This is a genomic window from 'Vigna radiata' phytoplasma (assembly GCF_030586915.1).
Classification (GTDB): Bacteria; Bacillota_I; Bacilli_A; order Acholeplasmatales; family Acholeplasmataceae; genus Phytoplasma; species Phytoplasma australasiaticum.
The window spans coordinates 1-16,432 of the sequence record NZ_JAOSIS010000012.1 but is presented as its reverse complement, the minus strand read 5'-3'; the positions used below and the strand labels follow the sequence as shown (position 1 = coordinate 16,432).

The following is a 16,432-nucleotide window of genomic DNA, read 5'->3' as shown; positions in this document are numbered from 1 at the left end:
AATAAATAGCTAATTAACCGCGAGGAGACATTAGTTCTCGAGAGAGAGTGAATTATGGAAAGCCGGATGCTGGGAAACTTGCTTGTCCGGTTTGGACGGGGGCTGATTGTAAATAAAACAGCAAAGATAAATCGCTGAATAAAACGCAATTAATCTATCCGTATTTAAATCATTACTAATAAAGGTTATTAAATAAAAGTCATCGACAAAACATCATTAATAGAGTAGATTTTTGGATTTCTAATCTAAAAATATTGTCATGATTTTGTTAAATTTGTCCAATAATGATTTCAAATAATTGATTATACCATTAAAATTGTTATCAAAATTTACTTAAAAATCATTAATGATGAAATCTTATGAAAGATACTTAAACCATAAATATTGTTATTAATTTTATTAATACGGGAAGCATTATCGTAAAAAAATAATTTAGGTAATTTTTATTTGTTTATAAAAATCAACTAATAAGTTGATTTTTATAATTTTATTAATAGATGGTTAAATTTGAATTAAATTTTTTGTAGTTTGTTTTTTCGAATATATTTATCCATAAAATTTTTATTTTTTTATTCATTTTATCTATCTATTTTTTTATTTTTTGTTGTTATTTTTTTTTATTATTCCTACTTGATAACCTATAAATACAAAAATAATTCCACTAAATACAGTGAAAAAAGATAAAATTAAAGGAAAAAAAATACTCTTATTATTAAACCCGCAAAAATAACCCCATTTATAAAAAAAGTAGGCTAATAAAATTGTTAATAATATAAATAATATCCAAAATAATGTAATACCTGCAAATTGTGTTTCAATATTTTCCATGATTTTATATCCTTATATCCTTATTTATTAATTTTATAAATATAAATAAAAAATTTATTATTAAATGTTATCAATTCTAAAATATATTTTTTACTCTAATAAATATTTTATATTTTTATTTTCATTTTTGTGCTAAATTATATTTTAATAATGACTTATTATTATTTACTATGTCATTATAGCTATATTTTTTTGTATTATTTGACATATTGATTTTTTTATTTTAAAATATATCCGGATATTGCAATATAATATAAATTTTTCTAATTTGAAAGTTAAAATTAAAGGTTTTTTATTTTTATATTCGTTAAATGTTTTTTTAAAATATATTTAGTTAATAAATTTTAAACATCTTTGAAAAATACAATATATAATAAAATATTAAGAAATATTGTTATTTTTTTGTATTTAAAAAAATTTTATTAAAAAAAGAGAGGTTTAAAGATGTCATCTGAAAACATTAATTTAAATAAAGTTAAAGAATTTAAAAAAGGATTTCAGGATTTTATTAATAAAGGTAATATTATTCAATTAGCAGTAGCTTTTATATTAGGGCAATTATTTACTAAAGTAGTTAGTTCTTTAGCTACTGACATAATTATGCCTCCTATTAATTATCTTTTTAGCGATACAGGTTCTTCTTTACAAACTTTAAATTGGCAATTAAAAAATAATATTTATTTGAATTACGGAATCTTTTTACAAAATGTTTTTGATTTTTTATCTGTTTCTTTCATTTTATATTTAATTGTTTCTTATTTTTCAAAATATTTTAGTAAAAAAAATCAAAATGAAAATAAAATGACTATTGAACATGAACAAGTTAAACTTTTAAAAGAAATTAAAGACGTTTTAATTAATCAAAATAGGTAAAAATTAATTTTTTTCACTAAGATAATTATTTTATAATAATTGCAAAATTAATTTTAAAGAGTGCTTTTTGTTTCAAAATACAAAAGCGCTCTTTTATTTTTGTTTATATTAATTAATATAGGAATTTTTATTCTTTTATTTATGAAAAATAAATTATTAATATTTCAATTGGTTTTAATAATTTATTAATATTTAGTTTAATATTTAATTAGTAAATTTTAAAATATGGTTTTTTTGGAATGATAATGATTTTGTTGCTAAATAATTAAGCAAAAATATATTTTTTTTAGTAGTTTTGATATAATTAATAGGATAAAACTTATAATTTTTTTTATATAAAATTTAATAAATATATATTTTATATGTTTTTTAATAAAAATAATATATTAAAATTTTATTTTTAATTCGAATAATATTAATGATTATTCGGTAGTTATTGAATTTATTAAAATTTGTATTATTAAAAAATATTTTTAACAAAAAAGGATTTATGATCTGATGATATTAAAATGCGCACAAACAATATTAGACTTTGTAAAGAATTTTTATGATCCTTCTGCTAGATATTTGAAAAAAATTAAAAAAGTTGCTGATAAAATTGACAAATTAAGTCATATTATGTCCCAATTAAAAGATGAAGATTTTCCTAAAGAAACTCTTAAATTGAAACAAAAATTAAAAGAAGGAGTGTCTTTGGATAATATTTTGGTAGAAGCTTTTGCTTTAGCTCGAGAAGCTTCTACAAGGGTAGCTAAAATAACTCCTTATTATGTTCAATTATTAGGAGCTATAGTTTTACATAAGGGTAACATTGCAGAAATGAAGACTGGAGAAGGTAAAACTTTAACAGCTGTTATGCCGGCATATTTAAATGCCTTAGGAGGCAATAGCGTTCATATTGTGACTGTTAATGAATATTTAGCGCGTCGTGAAGCTGAAGGTGTTATTGGGGATATTTTTCGTTTTTTAGGATTAAGTGTAGGTTTAAATCTTAAAAATAAAAGTATTCAAGAAAAAAAAATAGCTTATAATTGTGATATTTTATATTCTACTAATAGTGAAATTGGATTTGATTATTTGAGAGATAACATGGAAAGTGATATCAATAATGTTTTAATGACTCGTGAATATGGTTATGTAATTATTGATGAAGTCGATTCTATTTTAATTGATGAAGCTAGAACTCCTTTGATTATTTCTAATAATGTAACATCTGGTATTAAATTTTATAGAGATGCTGATCGTTTTGCTAAAAGTTTAAAATCTGAACATTATGTGATTGATTTAGAATCTAAAACTATTGAATTAAATGAAGAAGGAATTCGAAAAGCAGAATTATTTTTTAAAATTAATAATTTATATAGTAATCAAAATTCTTTTTTATTACATTTTATTAAAAATGCTTTAAAAGCTTGTTTTATTATGGAAAGAGATAAAGATTATTTAGTACAAAATAATCAAATTGTAATTATTGATCAATTTACAGGTCGTGCTTTAATAGGTCGACAATTCAGTGATGGTTTGCATCAAGCTTTAGAGGCTAAAGAAAATTGTATTATTAAAGCTGAAACTGAAACATCTGCGACGATTACATATCAAAATTTATTTCGAAATTATAAATTAATATCTGGTATGACTGGTACAGCTAAAACCGAAGAAAAAGAATTTATTAGTATATATAATATGAAAGTTATTCAAATCCCTACTAATAAAAAAATGATTCGCGAAGATGCTTCGGACTTAGTTTTTTTAACTTTAAAGGAAAAATGGAAAGCTTTAATAGAAGAAGTTAAAATAAGACATTCGAAAAAACAACCTATTTTGATAGGTACTGTTAGTGTGGAAGTTTCAGAACAAATTTCTAAAGATTTAAAAAAAAATAAAATAGCTCATGAAGTTTTGAATGCTAAAAATCATTTGAAAGAATCTGAAATAATTGCAAAAGCCGGTCACAAAAGTGCTGTTACTATAGCTACCAATATGGCTGGAAGAGGTACAGATATTCGTTTAGCAGAAGGTGTAGCTGAGTTAGGCGGTTTAGCTGTTTTAGGTACAGAAAGGCATGAAGTGCGACGAATTGATAATCAACTTCGCGGACGGGCAGGTAGACAAGGTGATCCTGGTTATACTAAATTTTTTGTATCTGCAGAAGATGATTTGATAAAACGTTTCGGTTCTGATAAAGTTAGTAAGTTAGTTACTTTGCTGCAATATAGTAAACATCAACAAAATAATGCAGTTTCTTCGCGTTTTTTAACGAATTTATTCACTAATATACAAAAAAAAATTGAATCTTCTAATTTCGAATATCGTAAATTTGTTTTAAAATTTGATTCTGTTTTACAGTTACAAAGAGATATTATTTACAAGCAACGTAAAGCAATTTTATCTTCTAATAAGGTTGAAGAAATTTTGTGGAATATTATGGATAAAACTTTAAAAAATAAAGTTAAAAATTTTGTAAATTCGATGAAACAAGATAAATTTCAAAAATTAGATAAACAAGCTATTATAGTTGAATTAATTCATTATTGTGAAATTAATTTTTTTGATAAAAATATTTTAATAAAAACAGATTTTGAAGATAATAATCAAAAAGACTTATCTTATTCTCAAATAGAATCAGTTATTTTAAACAAAGCTCGTAATATTGTAGATTCGCAAAAAAATAAATTTACTTCAGTTGGTATACAAAAATACTTAAATATTATTAAATTAATTATATTAAAAAATATTGATATTAATTTTCAACGTCATATAAATGATATGGATTTATTAAGAAGAAGTATTAATTTTTTAAGTTATGGGCAACAAAATACTTTAACTGTTTACCAACAAGAAGGACAAAAATTTTTTAATCGTATGATTGATAATATTTCTCAAGATATTACAAAAATTGTTTTGAAATCAAATTTTTTTGAAGATTTGTTGGATGATTTAAATCCTACAGAATCATTACAATTAAATAATCGAGATAAAATTAAAATTAAAAAAAATATTAAAAAACCTTGGGATTAATTAAAAAAAATAATTTCCAGAGGGGATAATTATTTATAATGGAAAAATATGAATTTCATCAAATTTTAAATAATTTAAAATCTATTTTATTCAATTTAGAACAAAAAATAGATATCAAAAAAATGTTAGAACAATTGAAATCTTTTAAATTATTAATGGAAAAACCAAATTTTTGGGATAATACACAAGAAGCTGCGCATGTAACTCGAAAATTTAGTCAATTACAAAATAAAATTAATAATTTTACTAATTTACAAAAACAACATCAAGCTTTGACTTTATTATCTTCGGATTATGAGCTTAATGATGCACAAAATTTAACGTGGTTAATTTTAGAATTAAAAAAGTTACAAAAAGATATTAAAAATTTAGAAATTGAAGTTTTATTAAATCAAAATTATGATGAAAATAACGCTATTTTAATGTTACATTCTGGCGCCGGAGGTTTGGAATCTCAAGATTGGTGTGAAATGCTTTTTAGAATGTATAAAAAATATGCTCAAAAAAAACAATTCCAATTAGAAATTTTAAATTTACAAACAGGAGAAGAAGCTGGTATTAAAACTGTTAGTTGTCTAATTAAAGGTGTTTATGCGTATGGATATTTTAAATCTGAAAGAGGTATACATCGTTTAGTGCGAAAATCTCCGTTTGATGCTAATTTTAAAAGACATACATCTTTTGCTTCTTGCGAAGTTTTACCAGAGATTAATGAAGAAATTACTGTCGATATTCAAGAACAAGATTTAAGAATAGATGTTTTTCGTAGTAGTGGAGCTGGTGGTCAACATGTAAATACTACTGATTCAGCTGTTCGAATTACACATTTGCCTACTGGTATTGTAGTTAATTGCCAAAATGAAAGAAGTCAAATTCGTAATAAAGAAAAAGCTTTGCAAATTTTAAAAACTAAATTATTTCAATTAGCTTTACAGAAACAAAAAGAACAAGAAGCTAATTTAAAATCAGATCAAAAAGAAATTGGTTGGGGATCTCAAATTAGAAGTTATATTTTTCATCCTTATCAAAAAGTTAAAGATCATCGTACTAATTATGAAAGTTCTCAAATTATGGATATTATGGATGGCGAATTAGATGATTTTATTAATGCTTTTTTAAGAATCAAAAATTAATTTTTTATATTAAAAATTTAAATTTATTTAAAAATATTTTGCTAAAAAAGGAATACAAACAATATGAAGAAAGATCAAAAAATTTATAAACAGAATCTTCATAAATGGTTAATACTGATTGTAAATGATATTATTTTAGCAATAACTATATTTGTATTTACTTTAGGAAGTAAATTAAATGTAGGTGGAATTGATGGTTTAGCTTTAACGAGTGCACGTTTATGCAACTTATTTACAAACAATTCTTATTTTATATCGGATAAAATAATGATTTATTTTATGTTTTTGTATAATGTTTTAGCGATAATAATTGGATATAAAATATTTGGCAAAAAATTTATTTTAAAAAGTGCTATTTTGGCTATTATTTTAATGATAGTAATGTATTTTTTGCCTTATATCTTAGGTGAATCAACAATTTTTTTAAATCGTTTAATCATTTGGAATAATGAATATTGGAAATTATTTGTCTCTTCTATATTAGGCGGATTATTAATAGGTTTTACTCAAGCTAATATTAGAAAAATTGGATTCACTACCGGAGGTATGGATATTTTTCAACAAGCTTTAAAAGATATTTACGGAATGAATTTTAAAATTTCTTTATTGATTACTGATGGCATTTTAATATTTTTATCATCTATTTTGGAAAGTTTTGATCAAATAAATTTTTTTAATATGTTTTCGGAGATTATGATAAGAATTTTGTTATCCTTGTCATCTATTTATATTATGGGTTGGATTATGGATAAAAAAGTTATATTTAATTTGATTGAAAATAATAATTCAAAAATTAAATTTGATAAATAAAATCATTTTATTAGAAAGGTTAATTACTTAAAATAACGAAATGTACAAGAATGGATTTTTAAAAATTGAATTAGCCAATCCCAATTTAACTTTGGGGAAATTTGATGAAAATAATGATATTATTTTGAGTGTTTTAGCAAAAAGCAAAGCGAGTTTTGTGGTTTTTCCAGAATTATGTTTAAGCAGTTATACAGCTGGTGATTTTTTTTTTGAAAATGATTTTAACAATAATATTTTAAAATCTTTAGATTATATTATTAAGAAAACTTCTTTTAAAGGAGTTTATATTTTAGGAATGCCATTAGTTTGGCAAGAGATGATTTTCAATGTAGCTATCGTTATACAACAACAAAAAATTTTAGGAATTGTTCCTAAATATACTATTCCGAATTATGAAGAATTTTGTGAAAAAAGATGGTTTACTTCTGGTAATGTTATTCCTGAGATGCAAGAAATTATTTTTTTAAATCAAAAAATCCCTTTTGGTAGTATTTTATTTATTAATGATTTATATAATGTGTGTTTCGGAGTAGAAATTTGTCAGGATTTATGGACTATTAACTCACCTAGTGATTTATTAATCAAAAAAGGGGCACATTTGATTTTTAATTTATCTGCTTCTACAGAGCATTTAGGTAAAGCGCAATTACGTCGCATGGCTGTTATTAATCACTCTCGTAAACAAATTGGTGGTTATTTTTATGTTAGTAACGGTATGAAAAGTGAAATGTCTAATGATGTGGTTTTTTCGAATCATAAAATAGCTGCTATTTTAGGTAATTTGATAGGTGAAAAGGATATTTTTGATTCAGAAACCAATTTAATTATAGATGTTTGTATGGATTTTATTAAACATCAGCGTTTAATTGATACTACTTATGCAGATCAGATATCTGAAGTAAAAAAAATAATAATTCCAAAATCTTATTTTTGTTTAAGAGAAGAAAAAGATTTTATTTTTGAAAAAAAATGGAATATTAAACCTTTTGTTAGTGAATCAGAAGTAAACTCTCAATTAGCTCTTGCTAATCATTTGCAATGTTTATTTTTATGCAATAAATTATCGTCTTGTCCAGATAGTAAAATTTTTTTATTTATAAGTCCTAATTTAAATGATTTCATTAATTTATTAGTAGTTATTCAAAGTTTTAAATTAAACAACAAAAAATTTAATGATTTGAATGTTTTTATAGATGATTCCGACATTTTGTTTCTCGATGTAATTCAGGATTTTTTGCAAAAAATAGGAATTGATAATTATAGAAAATCTTCATTATTAGATTATAATGATTTATCAAATAACAATAAAAATATAAATATATTTAATCATAATTCGTTATCAATTGATCAAACAGAAATTAATATTTTTTTAGAAAATCATAATTTATCTGATATTAGTTTAGGTAGATTTACAAAAAGTTTTTATAATTTTGATTTAAGTTTTAATTTGAATATTGGTTTATCAGATACTTTAATAGCAGAATTAGTTTTTTTTCATCTAGAGAGAAATGATATATTTGCAAAATTTCAGGATTTAAAATCTTTTTATAGAAAGCAAGCCACTTTGCAATCAAATAATGAACATGTTATTAAAAAAGATTTTATTTTATATTATTATTTAAAATATAGTTTAACTTTAGAAAAAATTGCTTTTTTATTATCTAAAACGTTTGATATTTCTATAGAAAGCAGTTTAGATTTAACTTCGCAAATTTTAAAACGCTTTTATCAAAGTCAATATCAAAGAAATTATACATCTTCGGGTCCAAAAATTTTTGAAAATAGTTTGTTAGAACGCGCAGAAACCAATTTAATCTCCAAATTAAATTTAAAATTTTTATCTTTAAATTCGAAGAAAAAATAAAAAAGATTATTGTGAAAAAAAAAGTTATTATTGGTTTATCTGGTGGCGTCGATAGTAGTGTATCTGCGTTTATTTTAAAAAAAAGAGGGTACGATGTTGAAGGCGTTTTTATGCGTAATTGGGATAGTGGTTTAAATTATGATTTTCGAGGAAACCCTTTTATTAAACAATCTATTTGTCCTCAAATACAAGATTTTAAAGATGCCCAAAAAATTGCTGAACAATTAAAAATTAATTGTCATTTTGTTGATTTTTCTCAGGCATATTGGGATAAAGTTTTTTCTTATGTTTTAAAACTTTTTAATCAAAATTTAACCCCGAATCCTGATGTTTTGTGTAATAATTATATTAAATTTGCTATCTTTTCGGATTATGTTAATCGTAAATTTAAACCAGATTATATTGCTATGGGTCATTATGCACGTATTCAAGTTATAAATGGTGATCCGATTTTAAAAAAAGCTGAAGATCAAAATAAAGATCAAAGTTATTTTTTGTCTCAATTACAAAAAAAACAATTAACTAAAATTTTATTTCCTATAGGTGATTTAACTAAAATTCAGGTAAGAAAAATAGCTTATCAAGAAAATTTAGTGACAGCTAATAAAAAAGATTCTACAGGCATTTGTTTTATTGGAGAAAGAAGATTTGCAGATTTTTTACAAAATTATTTACCTATTAATAAAGGTTTAATTAAAGATACTAAAGGTAATATTTTACCTAAAAAACATTTGGGAGTGTTTTATTATACTATTGGTCAACGTAAAGGTTTAAATTTAGGTAATCTACCTTGTTGTAATTCATCCCCTTGGTATGTGGTAGGAAAAGATTTAGCGACTAATACTCTCTATGTAGAACAAAATTCTGATAGTATCTATTTATACAGCGATTCTGCTTTAATTATTAATGTTATTTGGCGAGATTATAAAAATTTTCGATATCCAAATATTATGACTTTAAAATCAAAATTTCGTTATCGACAACCTGAGCAAGAAATAAAAGCATATTGGATTGATTATCGACAATTAAAAATTTTTTTTAAAGAAAGGATTAAAGCGGTAGTTCCTGGCCAGATATGTGCTTTTTATTATGAAGATTTTTGTTTAGGAGCAGGAATGATTCAAGAAGTTTATTATAAAAATAAAAAGCGTCAATATGTTTAAAGTTATTATTAATTAATAATTATTATATGAAGTATAAGTTTTAAATATAATTATTGAATAATTGAAATATTATTTATATGATATTATAAAAACAATTTGTAATAACTTAATTTAGGGTTTTTTATGCAATGATGGTTTAAAAGGGATATTAAAGTTAGTTATGAATATTAAGAAAATTAAAGGTACTAAAGATTTTTTTCAAGAAGAAATGTTACATTTACAATTCATAGAAAAAAATTTAAAAAAAATTATTGAGAAATATCATTTCCAAGAAATACGTACCCCTATTTTAGAGTATCATGATATTTTTTATCATGCTACACCTCAATCTGAAATGGTTAATAAGGAAACTTATCAATTTTTAGATAAAAAAGGTCGAAAAATTGTCTTAAGACCAGAAGGAACGGCTGGTATCGTTCGTAGTTATTTAGAGAATAAGCTTTATAATTTTGATGATATTTATAAATTTTATTATTGTGGTCCTTTTTTTAGATATGAGAGACCTCAATATGGTCGATATCGTCAATTTCATCAAATAGGCATTGAAATGTTAGGTAATTATTATGATTTATCTGAATTAGAAATTTTTTGTTTAGTTAATGAAATTTTAATTTTTTTTAATTTACCTCAGGCAAAAATTAAAATTAATCATTTGGGTAATGCGCAAACACGTCAAAATTTTATTAAAATTTTTTCTGATTATTTGCAAAATTTTTCATCAGATTTATGCCCTTTATGTTTAAAACGTAAGCAATTTAATATTTTAAGGATTTTTGATTGTAAAATTTGTCAAAATAAAATTTTTTTAAAAAAAGCCCCATTAATTTTAAATTTTTTAGATTCATCTATTAAACATCAATTTGAAATATTTTTATCATCGTTAAAGAAAGAAAATATTAATTTTTGTGTTGATCCGACTTTAGTTAGAGGTTTAGATTATTATACGGATATAGTTTTTGAAATTGCATTATCTATACCTAATGAAGAACCTTTTGAATTAATTTTAGGTGGTGGTGGTAATTATAATGATTTAATTTATCATTTTGAAAGTAAAAAAAAGATTAAAGCTATAGGATTTGCTATTGGCATAGAACGATTAATGCTGGCTTTGCAGTATAATAATTTTTGGCAAAACATTGATTATAAATCATTAGATGTATGTGTGTTATCGGTTGATTATTCAGTCAATTATGAATCTTTTAGATTAATTCAAAAATTACGCCAAAATAATATTAATGCCGAAGTTATTTATAATACTGATGGACTTAATTTAACTAAATGTATTAAAAAAGCTTTAAAATTAAAACCTAATTATCTTATTTTTATAGGTGCTAAAGAATTGAAAGAAAATTTTTTGACAGTTAAAAATACTACTACAAAAATAATTTATAATGTTAATTTAAAAAATATTATTACTTTTTTAAAAAAGGAGTTAACTTTACAATCGTAATGAGCAAATATAGCTATAATAATAATGAAATTAATTTAAAAAATCAAGGTGAACAGGTATTTTTAAAAGGTTGGATTGCTCGTAAGCGCAATTTAAGCAATAAAATGTTTTTAATGTTGAGAGATTTTTCAGGATTAATACAATTAGTTATAGAACAAAACCATAAACAATATTCAGAAATATCTAAAATACCAATAGAAACTGTTGTCGAAGTTAAAGGTTTAGTGGTGGAAAGAATTAGTAAAAATCCTAATTTAAAAACTGGTGATGTCGAAATTATTATAAACCAATTGTATGTTTTATCAGAAGCGCAACCCTTACCTTTATTAATTGAAGATAAAAATACTAGTAATGAAAGTCATAGATTAAAATATCGTTATTTGGATTTAAGAAAAGAAAAACAAAAAAAATATTTATTACAAAGACATTATATTACTCAAAATATACGTCAAATTTTAATATCTCAGGGTTTTTTTGAGTTAGAAACTCCTATATTAGCGAAATCTACACCTGAAGGAGCTTTGGATTATTTAGTACCTTCGCGTTTGTATCCTGAATCTTTTTACGCTTTACCTCAATCTCCGCAATTATTTAAACAATTATACATGATTGCTGGATTTGAAAAATACTTTCAAATAGCGCGTTGTTTTCGCGATGAAGATTTGCGATCAGATCGTCAGCCAGAATTTACCCAAGTTGATATAGAAATTTCCTTTTGGTCTCAAGAAGAAATTATGAATTTAGTAGAAAAAATTATGATATGTTTGATTAAAAATTTTAAAAATTATGAAATCGATAAACCTTTTTTTAAATTAACTTATGATCAAGCTATGAAAAAATATGGTTCCGATAAACCTGATTTAAGATTTGATTTATGTATAGAAAATTTGACGAATTTTTTTGATTTATCATTGATATCATCAGAAATGATTAATAAATTGCATATTTTAGGTATTAGATTTTTTTTATCCGAAAAATCATTATTAAATAAAAAAACAATTTTACAATATTGTCGTTGGATTAAAAATCAATATAAATTAGATTTGTATTATTTGATTAAAATTAATGATAAAATTGAAGGTAACTTTGTTAATGCTTTAAATAAAGAATTAAATTTTTTAACAAATAATGAATATTGTTTTTTTGTATTTGATTTATCTATGGGAAAATCTTATAACGCTTATGAATCTTTAGGTTTTTTAAGAAATAAATTAGCAAAAGATTTAAATTTAATTGATCCTCAAAAATTATCTTTATTGTGGATCATAGATTTCCCTTTATTAATTTTTGATGATATAGACAATAAATATAAAGCTATGCATCATCCTTTTACTAAACCGGAAGATTATTTAACTTTGGATCAAAATCCTCATGAGGCGAAAGCATGTGCATATGATTTAGTTTGTAATGGTTATGAGATTGGCGGCGGTTCTTTAAGAAATTATCAATACGATTACCAAAAAAAAATATTTCATAAATTAGGTTTTTCTGAAGCAGAAATGCATAAACAATTTGGTTTTTTTTTAGAAGCTTTGCGATACGGTACACCTCCTCATGGTGGTGTCGCTTTAGGTTTAGATCGAATTGTTATGTTATTGACTGATACAGATAATATTAAAGATGTTATTGCTTTTCCTAAAACTCAAACAGCACAAGATTTGATGTTACAGGCGCCTGCTACTGTAACTCAAGAACAATTGAATATTTTAAGTTTATCATTTTTATCTAAGGAAAATAATTGAAATTTATGTTTTTATTATCATTAGCTATTTCATTAAAAAGAGAATATAAATATGTCATTTCAGTTAGCGGTGGCGTTGATTCTATGACTTTATTAGATTATTTATATTCTAGAAAATTTCAAATAATTGTAGTTCATTTTAATCATTTAAAGCGAGAACGATCTTATCAAGATAAAGTTTTAGTAAACGAATATTGTCAATTACGTAAAATACCTTTTTATTATTTTGAATTAAATTTGGGAAATAAAAATTTTCAAAATCAAGCTAGTTTAACTCGGAAATTTTATTTGCAAAAAATAGCTGTTCAATATCAAACTCGTTATATTGTTACAGCTCATCATTTAAATGAGGGCGCGAAAGAAACATATAATTTTGTAATTTAACAAATTATTTGGGAACGGATGATTCCTAAAGGTCACGTAAACACTGCAAAGTGGGCTTGATTAATTATCTCGAAAGAGTAATTAATAACAGCAAAAGCACGAAAGCAAAATGAGGTGAAACAACTAACCAAAAAGTTATTGCCAGACCAGAAGTCAAGGAGAAGGTGTGAATCCCTAAGCGGTTAAAAAGCGTCGTAATAATAAACCTATACTCGGTAAGTTGTTATTTAATCCGAGACAAGCTTTAATGGAACAAAATTATTAATCATTTTTAATTTTGTATCATCCCGAGCAGTCATTAAATTGGCAAATTAAAGGACTCTTATTATTTAATATAAGTTTAAATAATAGCCTCAGTTTTAAATTAACTGTAAACCGCACCTAAAACTTCATGTAGAATTATATCGTAACTTCGATCTCCCTAAAAGCACCACCAAAGGGTTAAAACTAACAGCTGTTAGGCTCAAGGGAAAAGCGAAACTTACAGTAGTCGTCAGTTTAATTCTAGAATTGGAATATTTTAGAAGAACCTGACCACGGCAAAGGGTAATAACCTTTACATGGCGAAAGAGTTTCAATATCTGTAATCAGATATTAGGCGCCGGATGCTTGGAAACTTGCTTGTCCGGTTCTGTGGGGGGCTAGTTTGGAATATATAATGAAATAAATTTATTATTAAACTCAACTATTCTATCCCGATTTTAGCAGAAACTATTTTATTAAAATTATCACGAGGAAGTTCTGGGCGCCCAAGAAGCCTAAATATCGAGTGATTTAACCAATCACCAGTGTGATAAACACTGACAGGCTAAGAACGGTTCCGGAATGGAAACACTCAGGGATTACAGCAGTTCTTAAAAGCGGGTTGCGATGAAGTAGTTAGTCAAGAAGATACCGCCACCGAATGATTTTAAGGATAAGCCTGAAAGGGCCTAAGAAGCTAAGAAGATGTAATACTCGAACCTGTTCTGTAAACTACTTAAACCGGACAGTCCAGAGCCTATCAATATTAAAGAACTGTATTGGATAGTTTATCAATTAAAAACATGGAATCTCACCGTTTCCATAACGGTTATACTTCACCTAAGGAATCAAGGTCGATATTTAGAGTAACTGGGAGAATCCTAAAGGTTAGTTATTAAATTAACTAATAATGAAATAAAAGTCATTAGGCCCAAGGATAAAGCGACTTTTTAGTAGTCGGAGGAGTAAAACTTAATTTGGAATAATTAAGTTAATCGCCCTCCCAAGATGAAGGTTAACGACCTTTATAGGGCAAAAGAAGTCAGTAATTTATTGTTTATTCAGTGTGGGAAGTTGGTGGATACGCAAATAACTGTTTTAGAGCGAAAAGCTAAACTTTTTAGTAAACATGGAATATTATTCAAAATCGTTCTTTCAATAATTAAGGTATTAAAAAGGTTTAAATATGGGATTAATAACAAATTCTGGTTCACAAGTACAGTGAAACAACAGATAGACTATTAATGTTATCAAGCTCAAAAAGATTGAGTAATACCGCCGCTAATACGTTAACGGTTATTATCAATTATGACTAGTTATACAAGTTATTATCCCAAAAAGGTAAGGTAAAATCGTAAGATTTCGAGATTTATCCTGCTATTAAAGAGCGATTAATTCCGAAGGTTATGAAGCTAATATTAACTTTCCAAAAAAGACCGATAAGAATAAACAACTAATCCGTGGTAACACAAAGTTAGTCCGATAAAAAGGATAAATTATGGCAAGCCGGATGCTTGGAAACTTGCCCGTCCGGTTTAGATGGGGGCTGTTGGTAATAGATAATCAAAATATAAATTTGATTATTGAAACGCAAATAATCTATCCATATTTATTAGGATATAGTGGTATGCAACCTATTTATTTGATTGAAAAATTTGTGTTTTTAAAACCGTTTTTATATCTTTCTAAAGACAAAATTATTAATTATGCTAACCAAAAAAAAATTTCTTTTTTGGAAGATGAAACTAATCAAAATGATTATTATTCTAGAAATAGAATTCGTAAATTTGTAATCCCTTATTTACAAAAAGAACATAATTTTTTAAAAAATATTTATAAATTTCATATTCAAATAACAGAAATTTATCAATTAGTAAAAGAACAAACAAATTTATTTTTAAAATATCATGTTAATCAACAATATTATTGTTTAGAGGTTTTTTGTAAATTGAATATAGTTATCCAAAAAAATATTATTTTATATTTATTGGATGATAAAAAAATAAATAAAAATTTTGTTTTAATTAATAATATTATTAAATTATTAAATAATAATAATAAACCTTATTGTCAACTTAAATTAAACGATCAATGGCAAATATCTAAAAAATATTATAAATGGCAATTAGCTCCTTTAGCTAGAACAGAAAATAATATTAATAAATCAAAACCTATTTTATATGTACACCATGATCGCAAAATATATCCCAAATATATGACGCAAAAAGAGATTTTTTATAGTAATGGGCAGATAATTTTCCCTTTAATTGTAAGAACAAGACTATCGGGAGATATATTGGAATTTAAATTTGGAAAGCAAAAATTAAAAAAATTTTTAATTAATTGTAAAATACCTATTATACAAAGAAATAAATTATTATTAATAGTAGATCAAACGCAAAAAATTATTTGGATTCCTTGTTTATATCATAATGAAACTTTAGGGGAAGGTAAAATTATAACTCTTGCTATCGAGAATATTAAACAGGTTTAAATAAATTGTAATTTTATCAATCACGAGCGTTAATTAACGCTAAAAAGGATATAAATCGGTCCTTTATTAAAGAAAATAATAAATAATTATATTATTTTGGCAAAAGCATAAATGGGAGAACATCTTTATTTTTACTTTTTTTAAAAAATAAAAAAATTTGTAGTTAAGTCCTTAATTAATTTATATGTTATGATTGTCTAGCTTATGATCGATTTCATATTAAAACAAGCGTCAGGAATCATTGCCAAATTAGGTTTCGCAGTTCATAAAATCCACTGCATAATTTATTTAGTCCAAAAACTTTTTTGTCATCTTGATGGTACATTGAAAATAATGCCTCAATAAAATTATGACTTTATTTGTGCTGGTATCAACTGTGATTTAATGAAACCTGAAGCGGATGAAAAAGATTATTAACAGAAAATAATTGA

Annotated in this window: 11 protein-coding genes; 10 read left to right on the top strand and 1 reads right to left on the bottom strand. The window is 24.3% G+C overall.

Going from position 1 to position 16,432, the window contains the following annotated elements; genetic code table 11:
• Positions 1–594: 594 nt before the first annotated feature.
• Positions 595–828, bottom strand: coding sequence for a hypothetical protein (locus OC710_RS01600; RefSeq protein ID WP_004995367.1), 234 nt, complete (start codon positions 826–828; stop codon positions 595–597).
• Positions 829–1,272: 444 nt separating this feature from the next.
• Between OC710_RS01600 and mscL the strand changes: the two genes are divergently transcribed.
• From mscL to tilS, 10 genes are all read left to right on the top strand, one after another.
• The gene (gene mscL, locus OC710_RS01595) at positions 1,273–1,701 is read left to right on the top strand and encodes a large conductance mechanosensitive channel protein MscL (protein ID WP_004995365.1); all 429 of its coding nucleotides are present in this window, start codon (positions 1,273–1,275) and stop codon (positions 1,699–1,701) included.
• Between the two features lie 498 nt (positions 1,702–2,199).
• Positions 2,200–4,719 carry a preprotein translocase subunit SecA gene (gene secA / locus OC710_RS01590; protein WP_004995364.1) on the top strand — a complete coding sequence of 840 codons (2,520 nt, stop codon included), beginning with the start codon at positions 2,200–2,202 and terminating at the stop codon, positions 4,717–4,719.
• A gap of 38 nt (positions 4,720–4,757) precedes the next feature.
• Positions 4,758–5,852, top strand: a complete 1,095-nt coding sequence (prfB, locus tag OC710_RS01585; protein WP_004995362.1) for a peptide chain release factor 2 — start codon at positions 4,758–4,760, stop codon at positions 5,850–5,852.
• Positions 5,853–5,915: 63 nt separating this feature from the next.
• Positions 5,916–6,662, top strand: coding sequence for a YitT family protein (locus OC710_RS01580; protein WP_004995354.1), 747 nt, complete (start codon positions 5,916–5,918; stop codon positions 6,660–6,662).
• Between the two features lie 40 nt (positions 6,663–6,702).
• Complete coding sequence (locus tag OC710_RS01575) at positions 6,703–8,526, top strand: nitrilase-related carbon-nitrogen hydrolase (protein ID WP_004995352.1); 1,824 nt, start codon at positions 6,703–6,705, stop codon at positions 8,524–8,526.
• A gap of 11 nt (positions 8,527–8,537) precedes the next feature.
• Positions 8,538–9,689, top strand: coding sequence for a tRNA 2-thiouridine(34) synthase MnmA (mnmA, locus tag OC710_RS01570; RefSeq protein WP_004995350.1), 1,152 nt, complete (start codon positions 8,538–8,540; stop codon positions 9,687–9,689).
• Between the two features lie 160 nt (positions 9,690–9,849).
• Positions 9,850–11,139, top strand: coding sequence for a histidine--tRNA ligase (gene hisS / locus OC710_RS01565; protein WP_004995348.1), 1,290 nt, complete (start codon positions 9,850–9,852; stop codon positions 11,137–11,139).
• Positions 11,139–12,881, top strand: coding sequence for an aspartate--tRNA ligase (gene aspS, locus OC710_RS01560; protein WP_004995345.1), 1,743 nt, complete (start codon positions 11,139–11,141; stop codon positions 12,879–12,881). Before hisS ends, aspS begins: the two co-directional genes overlap by 1 nt.
• Before the next feature lie 5 nt (positions 12,882–12,886).
• Positions 12,887–13,264 carry an ATP-binding protein gene (locus OC710_RS01555; protein ID WP_036690996.1) on the top strand — a complete coding sequence of 126 codons (378 nt, stop codon included), beginning with the start codon at positions 12,887–12,889 and terminating at the stop codon, positions 13,262–13,264.
• A gap of 1,741 nt (positions 13,265–15,005) precedes the next feature.
• Positions 15,006–16,001: a tRNA lysidine(34) synthetase TilS gene (tilS, locus tag OC710_RS01550; RefSeq protein WP_082396477.1), complete on the top strand. Its 996-nt coding sequence runs from the start codon at positions 15,006–15,008 to the stop codon at positions 15,999–16,001.
• The last annotated feature ends 431 nt before the right edge of the window (positions 16,002–16,432 follow it).

Coding starts and splice junctions, on each gene's coding strand:
- OC710_RS01600 (WP_004995367.1), bottom strand. CDS start 828: ATGGAAAATATTGAAACACAATTTGCAGGTATTACATTATTTTGGATA.
- mscL (WP_004995365.1), top strand. CDS start 1,273: ATGTCATCTGAAAACATTAATTTAAATAAAGTTAAAGAATTTAAAAAA.
- secA (WP_004995364.1), top strand. CDS start 2,200: ATGATATTAAAATGCGCACAAACAATATTAGACTTTGTAAAGAATTTT.
- prfB (WP_004995362.1), top strand. CDS start 4,758: ATGGAAAAATATGAATTTCATCAAATTTTAAATAATTTAAAATCTATT.
- OC710_RS01580 (WP_004995354.1), top strand. CDS start 5,916: ATGAAGAAAGATCAAAAAATTTATAAACAGAATCTTCATAAATGGTTA.
- OC710_RS01575 (WP_004995352.1), top strand. CDS start 6,703: ATGTACAAGAATGGATTTTTAAAAATTGAATTAGCCAATCCCAATTTA.
- hisS (WP_004995348.1), top strand. CDS start 9,850: ATGAATATTAAGAAAATTAAAGGTACTAAAGATTTTTTTCAAGAAGAA.
- aspS (WP_004995345.1), top strand. CDS start 11,139: ATGAGCAAATATAGCTATAATAATAATGAAATTAATTTAAAAAATCAA.
- OC710_RS01555 (WP_036690996.1), top strand. CDS start 12,887: ATGTTTTTATTATCATTAGCTATTTCATTAAAAAGAGAATATAAATAT.
- tilS (WP_082396477.1), top strand. CDS start 15,006: ATGGCAAGCCGGATGCTTGGAAACTTGCCCGTCCGGTTTAGATGGGGG.